We start from the raw sequence: 12,730 nt of genomic DNA on the forward strand, positions 1-12,730 counted from the left end.
CTTTAATGCAGTTAATAGGGCCCTGAATGGGTACTTCTTACAGTGCTGTTAGAAGTGGACTGTTATCTTTTACGCCATGTAACTGGGAACTGATTGATACCTGATTTGTTTCGCCAGCCCACACCAACAGAACTGTCGCCTCTCTTATTGCTCTGAGATTATTGCAATTTCAGATTACTCCCCCTAACTCCCTTATTTGAAACGTTCGACTCCTACGATTGGAACGTTCTTCTCCTCTCCTTAAAACTTTTCTGTCCGACTATAAATTCTTTAATGGTGATGCTCATTTATCACCAACTTAGAAAACATTTATGCTGCGAGGAGCGCCTCAAAACCGAGTTGGGATGTTGTTCACAGAACAATGACCTAAGTAGTCCGACTCGTATAGTACGAACGAAAAACCGATGCTGATGAATGATTATAACCATGATTTTACTTTTGAGTGGTTTAAGACTTTATTCCCTGATCTGATTCTCTGAGTGTCCGTTATCACGGCAGTATTGCTGAGAAAGTAAAAAAGGGAAATTGTCATGGTTAAAAAAACGGTGAATTAAATGAGAAAAAAATTAATGGTATGTGTAGCACTGACTGGTGTTGGTACTTCAAAAGAGCAAACACCTCATGTGCCCATTACTCCACAAGAGATTGCTGATGATGCTATTGCGTGTGTAAAAGCTGGTGCTTCCATTGTTCATCTGCATGCTCGTGATGATAATGCGAAGAACACAATGGACACAGAGAAATTCGCAGAGATAGTCTCATTGATCCGAGCTAAACTTGAAGCTGAAGATTTAGACGTCATCATCAATATTACGACCTCTGGTAGTAGTTTCCCCGATGATACACGAATGGCTCACCTTGCTGCACTTCAACCAGAAATGTGTTCTTTTGACCCTGGCACAATGAACTGGGCGAATAAATACGTCTTTGAGAATAAACCCGCATTCCTAGAGAAATTGGGTGAAGAGTGTATTAAAACGGGTGTTAAGCCAGAAATTGAAATATTCGATGCTGGAATGGTTGGGAATACTCACTATTACCTCAAAAACGGTTTCTTAAAAGCGCCGCTTCACTGTCAGTTCGTTCTAGGTGTACCGGGTGGTATGCCCGCGAATATTGAATCGCTTTCTTATTTGCTGCCTAAGATCCCTCAGGGGTCGACTTGGTCTGTAACAGGTATTGGTAGAAGTGCACGTCCTATGATGCTAGCTGGCCTTGCTGCTGATTGTGATGGTATCCGTGTTGGCCTGGAAGACAATATCTTCATTGAGAAAGGTGTTTTAGCAACGAATGTTGAGTTGGTAGAAGATGCTGTTCAGTTAGGTATCGCTGCGAAACGTGATATTGCAACAGCAGCAGAAGCGCGGGAAATTCTTGGTTTAACTAAGAAATAGCGGCCTTTGATATGAATATAAACAAAATCGCCGTTCTTGGCGCAGGCACCATGGGCCCTGGCATCGCATTGAGCTACGCCATGGGGGGCTACAAAGTTAGCTTATATAACTACCTTGATACTGCGATGCTCGACAGAGCTAAGCAGACTGTTGAAGCCGGTTTAGATTTTTTCGTTGAGCAAGACAAGATAACCAGGGCCGAATCACAGGCGATGCTGGCGAATATCAGCTATACCATTGACCTTGATGAAGCGTTAGCAGGTGCTGATTACATCCAAGAGACCATCGTAGAGAATGCGGAGATAAAAAAAGGGTTATTTGAACAATTGGACGCAAAATTACCTGAAGGGGTGATTATTGTTTCGAATACTTCAGCTCTGAACCCGTTTGAATTGATGCCTGAACGGCGATTGGCTAACTTCGCTGCTGCTCACTGGTTTGCACCGCCCCATATCTTGCCGCTGGTTGAGGTGTGTAAGGGAGAAAGGACTTCCGAGCAAACGATGAATCTTGTTAGCGAAGTTCTTGAAAAGAGCGGAAAGACACCGGTTAGGCTCGAGAAATTTGTACCCGGCTATATTATCAACCGCCTACAAATTTTACTTAATACCGAGGTCTTTTATCTGCTAGATAATGAGATCTGCTCGCCAGAACAGTTGGATATGGCGGTAAAAGCGAGTCTGATGCCAAGAGGTTTACTGCTCGGTTTAGTGCAACGCTATGATTTCACCGGCTTGGATATTAGCGCTAGAAATATAATTAATGGCAGTTATCAAATGCCTGATACGTCGGAAAGGCCCAAGGCACTGTTTGACCATGTTGATAAAGGGGAACTTGGTGTTAAAACGGGTAAAGGCTTTTTCGATTATGAGGGGAGAAGTCCAGTCGAAGTATCAAAAAGGCGTGATGAGCTTCTGTTTAAGATTTTTGATCTCACTAAAGATGTAGTCAAAGAAAAAATTTAGCATGTTTATTATGACGTTAACATGCACATATATATTGACTGAACATTATATTAACGTAATTAATGTGATGCTCTTAAATAATAATTATTTAGAGGGGATAGAATGAAGAACTTATTTACACTGGAAGGTAAAACCGCATTAATTGTAGGCGGTAGCGGTGATATCGGCGCAGCAATTGCAATTGGTCTTGCTAATCACGGAGCCAAAATAGGAATTAGCAGCCGAAACTTAGAAAAGCTTGAAGTCACAGCACAACGAATAAAAGAAGCAACGGGTAAAGATGTCGATATTTTCGTCTCCGATGCATCAGATGAAGAGTCGGTTAGAAAAATGTCAGATGAGTTCATCACCAAGATGGGGAAAATTGATATTTTAGTTAACTCTCAAGGGTTAAATAAAAAATTCCCAGCTTTCGAACACCCAATGGATGAATGGGACAATATGTTCGACGCCAATGTTAAGAGTATCATGCTGACCTCAAAATACTTTGGCAAGAACATGATGGAAAACGGCGGTGGTCGAATCATCAATGTGAGTTCTATTGGTGCAGTCCGTACTAAGCCTTCAGATATTAGTGCGTGTTACGGCGCAACCAAAGGCGCGGTTGACGCTTTGACATTAACACTTGCAGCAGGTTGGGGGCAGCACAATATTACCGTTAATGCGATTGGTCCAATCATGACTGAAACAGAGATGATGAAGTCAATATTCAAACAAAACCCAGAACTTAAAACAGGAACCGCAGCGCGTGTACCTATGGGGCGAATTGCAACGCCTGAAGATTGTGCTGGAGTCGCGGTATTTTTTGCATCAGAAGCGGCCTCTTTTGTTTCAGGGCAAACCATATATCCCGACGGTGCGTTGATGACGCTGCAATAAATTCCACGTCAGTTATTAGGTAATGTTTTCTATAAAAACGAATTAATAATCAATTTAGAAAAGGAATTAATTATGGCCCTACAGCCTTATGTTAGAAAAGAGTCGTTTGAAGAGTATAAAGAACGCTTTAAGGATTTTGCCCACCTTGAAAGAACCGAAGACGGTATCCTGCTCGCGTGCCTTCATTGGAAGGGCGGACCGGTTGTCTGGAGTTACCAGTCTCAAAATGCCTATGGTGAGCTTTGGACTGCTATTGGTCATGATCCTGATAATGAAGTATTGATCCTGACCTGCCAAGACCCGTATTGGATGGTATATGAAAGTGACCCGGCATCATTTGATGAGGTCGAGGAATCTGATGACACGGCGTGGAAATACAATTGTAACGTCAGTGATACCATGAATTTCGTTGAGAACTTCATTAACGATATTGAAATTCCGACTATCGCAGCAATCAATGGACACGGTCAGCATTACGAGTTTGCTCTGATGTCGGACATTACCATCTGTGATCCTGACTTCTACTTCTCAGATGCTCACTTCTCTCACAGCATGGTTCCTGGTGATGGTATGAACTTCGCTTTCCGAGTCTGTGCCGGACAGAAGCGAGCGTCATACATGATGTACATGGAGCCTAAGATTGATGCGAAAACCGCGCAAGACTGGGGGTTGATCAACGAGATTGTTGAGCACGATAAGTTGATCGATCGCGCTTATGAGATCGCCAATCACATCATGAAATCTGACCGAGCGGTACGTCGCCTGACCCATGAAATTTCAATTCGCCGTTGGAAGCGTGCACTGCAAGACGATGAGCGTGTGAACGTGTTGGCAGAGATGTATGCCGTTCAGTTGCTAACGACTCGCCATAACTTTGACGAGCTGTCAAAAGACTTCGCGGGTGAGCGTCCATTGAGTGATAAGAAGGTCGCCGATCCTATCGACTAATTCGCACGTAAATTGCTGTCTTGATATGCAATAAATCAACTTATTGCGCCGAGATAATCTAAGAAATATTCAAGTTAAAAGCAGAGTCCCTGCTTTTAACTTGACGAAATATCGAGGAATAAATCATGCCTTTCGGAACTATGGCTAGTGATCGCTACGTCGGTATCGATTACGACAGAATGAGAAAGTACCGACTACAGCGTACTCAAGAACAGATGAAAAAGGATGGCATTGAGCTTCTTATTTCTTGGGACCCGTACACTATTCGTTATACCACGGGGGCTTATGTCACCGTACCTAATCGTTACATGCTCGCATCTAGCGTGATTATCCCAGCAGAAGGTGACCCGTATGCATATGTATTAGCGAGCTTTTCACCATTTGCATTGCAAGAACAGATGCCATGGATGAAAGGTAAAGTGTGGAGCAACTTGGGTAGTATTAAATTTGCCCAAACGACACATGCACTCGGTCGCTATAAAGATGCGATCAGCAAGGTCTTAGATGAAAACCAGCTGAGAAACCCAGTAGTTGCGCTTGACGGCTGTGTTAATGAAACACTGTTTAAGGCGTTCTTGATGGAGAACGGCATTACAGAAGTGAGAAATGGCACTCATACCATGTACAACGCTCGTGCGATCAAAAACCAAGATGAGATCGCTTGCATGAAGATGGCTGCACGAAATGCTGATGCAGCCTTTGCCGATATAGCCGATGCAATTCGCCCTGGCGTACGTGAGTGTGACTTGGTTGGTGTAGGAATGAATAGACTCTACTCCCTTGGGTGTGATGAAGCTCAAGAGTTTGTTTGTTCGTCAGGCCCTCGTACCAACCCACTGTTTGTTGATTTTACTGACAGGATCATTGGACCGGGTGATTTGGTCGTGGTTGATATCAATGGTTCATCTTTTAATGGCTATAAGACGTGTGTGTACAGAACATTCAGTTGTGGTAAGCCAACCAAAGAACAAGAAAATGGTTACCAGATTGCTTATGACATGATGTATGACGCAATTGAGCAGGTTAAACCGGGTAATACGACAGCAGATCTGATTAAACCGTGGCCGAAATCACCACAATTTTGGGGCTATGATGATTGGCAACACTGCCGCGGCTTTGCATTAGGACATGGATTGGGCTTGAGCTTGCATGAAGCGCCAGAGATGTTCTGGCCTTGGTACCTGCCAGATGAAACTGAACTTGAAGTTGGTATGGTTATGGCGATTGAAACCTATTACGGACCAAAAGGTGGTAAATGGGGTGGTGTTCGTTTAGAAGAGCAGGTTGTTGTTACCGAAGATGGATTTGAAGTTATTAATAAATTCCCTGTCGATAAATTGTATCAGTGCTGGGGGTAATAATAGACAAAAGCTTGCTGAAATATAGGGACAACTCACTCCCTATAATTTAACCACGTGGAAGCGGCAATGATAAGTGTTATTGGCGCTTCTACATAAAATTAATAATTAAGTGTGTAAATGAAGTTGTCAACAAATTGTTGAGCTGAGCAAATAAAATGCTGAGCTGAGCAAAGATAATTAATAATAATGATTGCAAGGGATGAACCATTGAAAAAGTTACTTACCATTAACCCAGGTTCTACTTCGACCAAACTTGCTTTTTTTGAAGATGATAAAGAAGTAAGGCGTGAAGAAATATTTATTGATGCGGAAGCAAAAAAAAGTGATCTGATGCTAGATCAATTACCTTCGCGAGTAAAAAGTATTAATGATTTCATCGCAGCAAACCGTATTGAGGTCAGTGAGCTGGATATGATCGTCTGTCGAGGCGGCTCGATGAACGGTGTTCAGAGTGGTCCTTATGCAGTCGATGAGCATGTGTTAGTGATGTTGGAGAACGCCCCACGAACTCAACACGCCTCAAGCATGGCGTCTTTTATCGGTACTGAGTTAGCCAAGCCTTACGGGATCCCAGTGATTTTTTATGACTCGCCTTCGGCAAGTGATGCAGAAGAGATGCTTTTCTATACCGGGCTGCCAAAGGTAAAACGCTGGGCTTCTGATCACTGCCTGAACTCTAAGGCTGTTGCCAGAGAGATCGCTGAGAAGATCGGAAAAACCTATGAAACCAGCAACATGCTTGTGGCTCATCTCGGCGGTGGGATCACGTTCTCATTTCATTGCAATGGTGTGATGGCAGACACCGTTGAAGATGATCAGGGGCCAATGTCGCCAGAGCGCTCAGGTAGGCTGCCAAGCCATAAGCTCTTAGATTTGTGTTTTAGCGGTGATCATACCAAGCAAGAAATCAAATCGATGATCAGAGGTAAGGGAGGCTTGGTTGCTTATCTTGGTGTCAATGATGGCCGTGAAGTCGAGAAAAAAATCGCACAAGGTGATGAGTTCGCTAAAAAAATCTATTGGTACATGAGCTATCAGATCTCAAAAGCTATTGGCGAGATGAGTGTTGTTAATAGCGGCAAGATAGATCGCATCATTCTGACTGGGGGACTTGCCCATTCAGACATGCTGACGGATTGGATTATCGATAGGGTTAAATTCTTAGCACCAGTAGAAATTGTTCCCGGTGAGCGAGAAATGCAAGCGTTAGCCGATGGTGGCCTTAGAGTTTTAAATGGCGAAGAAGATATTAAGTTTTACCGATGGTTACCAGAAGATTGTCACTCACTCAATGATGTGAAAGAAAAATATGGTCGCGGTGAAACGAGTTCACAATATTAAAGGGGTCAATATGAATTATCCAGAAATAAGAAAGATATGTTGTTATGGCGTTGGTCTAATTGGCTGTGGTTGTGCTGTTAATTTTGCAATGAACGATGTTGAAGTCGTAATGTTCAATTCAAAAACGACTAGCCTAGATAGAGCAAAAGGCAGAATTGAAGACAGCTTTGATAATTTAATTGCATCAGGCGCGATCTCTCGTCAAGAGGCCGATGCAGCAATGTCATTGATCTCTTATGAAACGAATCTGCCTGTTGCTTTAGATGGTGTGCAGTATATTCAAGAGTCGGCCCCAGAAAGCTATGAAGTTAAAAAGGACATTATCGAGACCATCGATCAGTATTGCGATGAGAATGTCATTATCGCTACCAGTTCATCGGCGCTATTAGTGAGTAAATTGGCTTCGTTCTCAAAACATCCAACTCGTGTTATTTGTGCGCACCCATATAACCCTGTGCACCTTATTCCATTGATAGAGATCGTAGGTAATGAAGGCTCGGAAGCTGTTACTGAGCATGTCAGAGCTTTCTTTAAGCGTATCAAAAAAGAGCCTGTTGTTCTGAAAAAAGAGATTAAGGGCTACATTGCAAATCGGCTGCAAGTTGTTATAGGTCGAGAGATTGTCGAGATGTTAGAGCGTGGTGTCTGCACGGTTGAAGATGTAGATAAAGCCATGACTTTTGGGCCTGGTATTCGCTGGGCGATTATGGGGCATATGCTCAATATGGAGTTGGGTTTCACCGGCGGGGTGAAGGCGATGTACGACAAGATCATCGTTAAAGGTTCAGATCGATCAAGCTATCTTGATGACATGGCAAACTGGATTAAGTACCCAGAAGATCTTGCAGATAAAGCGCAGGCAGGGGTGGATGAAGAGATGGCAAACCGTGATCCTGAGATCGGTAATGATAAAGAGTCATTGATTCAATATCGTGACAAGATGTTGATCGAACTATTGAAGCTCCATAACAAACTGTAATAACAGAACTATAGGCTGCTCAGCTCTTGATGGGCAGTCCCCCTTTTTTTGTCTGCTTATTCGGATGATTATAGAAGTAATAAAGGATTTTTTATGAAACGCGAAGCAGTGATTGTGGCTTATGGACGCTCTGCAGTTTGCAGAGCAAGAAAGGGGAGTTTTGCTAACGTTCATCCCTTGGACTACATGGCGCAGGTTATTAATGGCGTGATGGATAAAGTGCCGCAGCTTGAGAAAAAAGATATAGACGATATTGTTATTGGCTGCGCGATTCCAGAAAATAAATTAAATAAGAATGTCGCGAGGCTATTAGCTCTTCGAGCTGGTTTTCCCTACGAAGTCTGTGGTCAAACAATTAATCGTTTTTGTTGCTCTAGTTTAGAAGCGGTCTCTTTGTGTGTAAATGCGATCGAAAATGGCCAGCAAGATATTATGATTGCCGGTGGTGTAGAGCAGATGTCGATGCAACTGACACGTGGCGATAACGATAGCTGTGAAACGCTAAACAGTGCAGAGCCAGGTGCGTATATGTCAATGGGGATGACGGCCGAAAATGTTGTTAAGCATTACGGTGTCTCCAGAGAAAGAATGGATGCGATGGCAGTGCAAAGTCATGCAAAAGCGGCAGCTGCGCAAAAATCGGGACTGCTAGCACCTTCTATTATACCTGTTAAGTTAACTGATGAAACTGGGGAAACCCGCATAGTTAGCGTGGATGAAGGGATCCGTGAAGGAACGAATTTAGAGAAGCTAGCCACGCTTAAACCTTGCTTTGTTGAAGACGGAAGCGTGACAGCTGCGAACTCATCACAAACCAGCGATGGTGCTTCATTTGCTATTGTCATGAGTGCAGAAAAAGCGAAAGAGTTGGGCATCAAACCTATCGCAAAATTGCTTTCATATCAGGTAGCGGGTTGCGATCCTAAAGTCATGGGGTTAGGTGCGATCTATGCCGTACCTAAAGCGATGAATAAGACTGGTTTTACTGTCTCTGATATGGATGTGATTGAATTAAACGAAGCCTTTGCCGCAATGACTATCCCTTGTATTGATGAGTTAGAGTTAGATGAGAGCAAGGTAAACCCATACGGCGGTGCGATGGCCTTAGGGCACCCAATGGGGGCGACGGGGGTATTCTTGATGTGTAAAGCATTAGACTATCTTAAAGCTAATAATGGTAAGCATGCATTGATTACTATGTGTATTGGTGGCGGTATGGGTGCTGCCGGTATTCTGGAATTAATGGAGTAGAGCCATGGCTTTTAAGAGTTTTAAAGAATTAAAGCACTCCGTTCTTAAAAGGAAACAAAGTAAGCGCTGCGTGATCGTGAGAGCGGATGATGAACACACCTTAGATGCTGTTGTTGAAGCAGAGACTTTGGGGTTAATTCAACCAATCTTAATTGGCAATAAGGATGTGATCGTCAAATATTACCAAGATCGATATCTAGAGCCTTCAGTAACGATTTACGATGAAGACGATGACGAAAAAGCGCTACAGCTTGGGACCGATCTGATTCAAAGCGGGGATGCTGAATGCATAATGAAAGGGCTTATCCAAACCAGTACTTTCATGCGCAAAGTAATGAAACTAGGCCGAGGCAATCAGGTCTCAATGCTCTCGTTTAGAGAGGTGCCTAATTATCATAAGCTCGTTGCATTTACCGATACTGGGATCTGTCCACATCCAACGTTTGAGCAGAAAAAAGCGATCATCAATAATGCAGTGACAGCATTAAATACGATGGGAATTGCAAATCCTAAAGTAGCGGTTCTTGCACCCGCTGAAAACATATCGTCAAAGATGCCAGAAACGTTGGATGCAGATGAGTTAAAGAAACTCAATGCCAATGGTGTGATCAAGGACTGTGTGGTTGAGGGGCCCATCTCATTAGATTTAGCGCTGTCCAAAGAAGCGGCAGAGATTAAAGGCTATCAAAGTGAGGTGGCAGGTGATACCGACTTACTGGTATTTCCAAACCTGTCATCAGCCAATATGACCGCCAAGATGATGGCACATATTACGAACGAGCCAGCTGGTGTCATGATATTAGGTACTCAGGTTCCGGCTATTGTCTGCTCACGATCAGCAACGGTGGATACTAAGGTGTTATGTATTTTGCTTGCTGTTTGTCAATTATCTTGAACCTTAACAAGAATAATGAGTGACGAGACATTAAATCGCAGTATTAAAAGACAGAATAAGGAATATCTATGTTTAATTTAAACGGAAAGAGTGCCGTAGTTATTGGTGGAGCTGGAGGAATTGGCAAAGCCATTTCAAAAGGGTTGGCCTTAGCCGGGGCAAATGTCATTATTGCCAGCAGAAATGAATCAGCTCTGATTGACGCATGTGAAGATATTAATGTATCAGTGGAAAATAAAGTGCGTTATTTAACTGTTGATGCAGGGAATGAAGAGAGCATGATTGCTCTAACAAAAAATAGTATTGAACTGCTAGGAAAGATAGATATATTGGTTAACTCTCAAGGATTTAATAAAAAGTATAATGCTGAAGAGTTTCCATTGGATGAGTTTTCAAAAATGTTCGATGTCAATGTGAATAGTTTTATGCTTTCTTGTAAGCATATTGGCAAGCATATGATTGATAATAAATACGGTAAGATAATTAATATTACTTCTGTTCGAGGAAAAATAGCAACAAAACCCGCTGGTAATGCTGGTTATTGTGCAACGAAAGGCGCGGTAGATATGTTAACTAAACAGTTAGCATCGGAATATGGGAAATATAATATTACCGTTAATGGAATTGGGCCAAACCTGACTATTACCCCGATGATGGAAGAGTGGTTGCAATCTTTATCGGACGAGAAAAGAGAAGAGCTGAAGAATAAAGCACCGATGCAACGAATGGCAGTACCGGAAGATTGTGTTGGGCCTGCACTATTTCTCGCTTCTGAGGCGAGCGGTTTCGTGACGGGGAATATCATTTATCCGGATGGCGGACTAACGGCGATAGGCTAAGGACCGAAAGATGAAAGAAGTCGTAATAGTAGATGCGATCAGAACGCCTGTAGGTAAAGTCGGCGGAACGCTAAAAGATCTCGATGCAGAACAACTCATTACTCACCTTCTAGCAAGCGTGGTTGAGAAGAATGATCTAGACCCAAGTCTAGTTGATGAAGTGATCATTGGTCAGACCAAAATAAGTGCTGATGCACCTAATATTGCTCGTTCGGCACTGCTTAAAGCCAACTTTCCGATCTCAGTACCGGGTTATACCCTGACGAGGCAGTGTGGTTCGGGTATGCAAACCATTATCAATGGTGTGCAATCAATTATGACCGGTATGGCAGACGTCGTGCTTGCTGGTGGCACAGAAAGTATGTCAAATTCAGTCTACTACCTCACAGGGGCGAGATTTGGCTATGGTATGGGGGATGCGAGGCTTATCGACTCAAACACTGAGAGCCAGCCGAGATCTCAACCTGCAGAGCGTTTCGGTACCTTTAATATGGGAACGACAGCAGAAAATCTCGCTAAGGAGTATTCGATCTCTCGAGAAGAGCAAGATCGCTTTGCTCACCGTAGTCAGGTGAATGCGGCAAATGCTATCGAAAATGGATACTTCAACCAAGAGATCGTACCGGTTAATGTTCCGCAGCGTCGCGGTGATGACCTCGTGTTTGATACTGATGAATTCCCACGCCTCTCGAGTGTCGAGAAGCTAAGTAAACTAAAACCAGTCTTTGCTGAAGATGGTACCGTGACTGCTGGGAATGCATCTGGCCGTAATGATGGCGCAGCACTTACGCTCATTATGAGTAAAGAAAAAGCACTTGAGCTTGGCTATAAACCGCTCGCGACGATTGTATCAATGGCTACAAGTGGCGTCGACCCAAGAGTGATGGGAATTGGCCCCGTAGAAGCGACTGAAAAAGCACTTGAGAAAGCGGGTTTAACCAAGGGTGACATCGACTTATTTGAGATCAACGAGGCGTTCGCGTCTCAAGCACTGGCCTGTGTAAAAGCGCTTAATATCGACGAAGAAAAGGTCAATGTTAACGGCAGCGGGATCTCATTAGGGCACCCTCTGGGGTGTTCAGGTACAAGAATTGTCACCACGTTGGTGCATGAACTCTACAGACGAGGCGCGAACTACGGTGTTGCCAGTATTTGTATTGCTGGCGGCATGGGGCTCGCATTGGTTGTCAAAACACAATAATTAAAATAGGCAGTTTACGTTATTTAAACCGATAGTGTTTGGATGTTTTAACTAGCACTGTCCTATATAAAATTAATCACCTTTAATATCTGGAGAATATAAAATGAAACTAGTGAAAGTGGATGATATTAGTACTTATTCACCTCCGGGGCACTTTAATGTTAGCTGTGCCAAGGTTCAAGATGAAAACTCAGGTTTAACTAAGTTTTGGCAGGGGTTGTCAATCTTTGAACCTGATGGGGGAGCTGAATGGCAGTTTGGTGAAGGTATGCCAGGTTCTCAGTTTGAAAAAACGTACTTTGTTATCGAAGGTGAAATTACTGTTGAGAATGAAGATGGTGATCAATTTGTAGCTAGTGCTTTTGACTCCATTTCTTTCTTACCAAATGACAAGCGAAAAATGTGGGTGAGTGGTGGTACTGAAGCAAAAGTATTAGTTACCGTATCGGCGTAATCGTCTTTATTTTTCTTATAAACCTGCGCAACTGTATATTATTCAGTTGCGCAGGTTTTCTTTATAATTGAATCATCTCCTCCATAATTATACCAACCTCCATAAGTACTTGATCAATCTTGCTGGTTGAAATCACTGTTAGCTGCGTTATACCAATCTAAGTAAAAATATGATCTAATTGAGGTTACTCTTTCAGACAGTCACATCGCTATGGATAGCCTCA

Annotated in this window: 12 protein-coding genes; all 12 read left to right on the forward strand. The window is 43.1% G+C overall.

Annotation, left to right across the window (positions count from 1 at the left end; genetic code table 11):
• Positions 1–554: 554 nt before the first annotated feature.
• The 12 genes from ACVA53_RS15455 (at position 555) to ACVA53_RS15510 (ending at position 12,507) form a co-directional block, all read left to right on the forward strand.
• The gene (locus ACVA53_RS15455) at positions 555–1,394 is read left to right on the forward strand and encodes a 3-keto-5-aminohexanoate cleavage protein (protein WP_446505569.1); all 840 of its coding nucleotides are present in this window, start codon (positions 555–557) and stop codon (positions 1,392–1,394) included.
• Between the two features lie 11 nt (positions 1,395–1,405).
• The gene (locus ACVA53_RS15460; protein WP_446505570.1) at positions 1,406–2,359 is read left to right on the forward strand and encodes a 3-hydroxyacyl-CoA dehydrogenase family protein; all 954 of its coding nucleotides are present in this window, start codon (positions 1,406–1,408) and stop codon (positions 2,357–2,359) included.
• 102 nt (positions 2,360–2,461) lie between these two features.
• The gene (locus ACVA53_RS15465; protein ID WP_446505571.1) at positions 2,462–3,238 is read left to right on the forward strand and encodes an SDR family NAD(P)-dependent oxidoreductase; all 777 of its coding nucleotides are present in this window, start codon (positions 2,462–2,464) and stop codon (positions 3,236–3,238) included.
• 72 nt (positions 3,239–3,310) lie between these two features.
• Positions 3,311–4,186, forward strand: coding sequence for an enoyl-CoA hydratase/isomerase family protein (locus ACVA53_RS15470; RefSeq protein ID WP_446505572.1), 876 nt, complete (start codon positions 3,311–3,313; stop codon positions 4,184–4,186).
• Between the two features lie 125 nt (positions 4,187–4,311).
• Positions 4,312–5,544 carry a M24 family metallopeptidase gene (locus tag ACVA53_RS15475; RefSeq protein ID WP_446505573.1) on the forward strand — a complete coding sequence of 411 codons (1,233 nt, stop codon included), beginning with the start codon at positions 4,312–4,314 and terminating at the stop codon, positions 5,542–5,544.
• Between the two features lie 210 nt (positions 5,545–5,754).
• A complete protein-coding gene (buk, locus tag ACVA53_RS15480) occupies positions 5,755–6,888 on the forward strand; it encodes a butyrate kinase (RefSeq protein WP_446505574.1) in 1,134 nt (377 codons plus the stop codon).
• Positions 6,889–6,898: 10 nt separating this feature from the next.
• Positions 6,899–7,867 (forward strand): 3-hydroxyacyl-CoA dehydrogenase family protein, encoded by a 969-nt coding sequence (locus ACVA53_RS15485; RefSeq protein WP_446505575.1) that lies wholly within the window; start codon positions 6,899–6,901, stop codon positions 7,865–7,867.
• Between the two features lie 93 nt (positions 7,868–7,960).
• Positions 7,961–9,118 carry a thiolase family protein gene (locus ACVA53_RS15490; RefSeq protein WP_446505576.1) on the forward strand — a complete coding sequence of 386 codons (1,158 nt, stop codon included), beginning with the start codon at positions 7,961–7,963 and terminating at the stop codon, positions 9,116–9,118.
• Between the two features lie 4 nt (positions 9,119–9,122).
• Positions 9,123–10,013 (forward strand): phosphate acyltransferase, encoded by an 891-nt coding sequence (locus ACVA53_RS15495; protein ID WP_446505577.1) that lies wholly within the window; start codon positions 9,123–9,125, stop codon positions 10,011–10,013.
• 68 nt (positions 10,014–10,081) lie between these two features.
• Positions 10,082–10,852 carry an SDR family NAD(P)-dependent oxidoreductase gene (locus ACVA53_RS15500; RefSeq protein ID WP_446505578.1) on the forward strand — a complete coding sequence of 257 codons (771 nt, stop codon included), beginning with the start codon at positions 10,082–10,084 and terminating at the stop codon, positions 10,850–10,852.
• A 10-nt stretch (positions 10,853–10,862) separates the two neighbouring features.
• A complete protein-coding gene (locus ACVA53_RS15505) occupies positions 10,863–12,053 on the forward strand; it encodes a thiolase family protein (protein ID WP_446505579.1) in 1,191 nt (396 codons plus the stop codon).
• Positions 12,054–12,156: 103 nt separating this feature from the next.
• Positions 12,157–12,507: a cupin domain-containing protein gene (locus ACVA53_RS15510; protein ID WP_446505580.1), complete on the forward strand. Its 351-nt coding sequence runs from the start codon at positions 12,157–12,159 to the stop codon at positions 12,505–12,507.
• The last annotated feature ends 223 nt before the right edge of the window (positions 12,508–12,730 follow it).

The sequence above is a fragment of the Photobacterium sp. DNB23_23_1 genome, assembly GCF_052873815.1.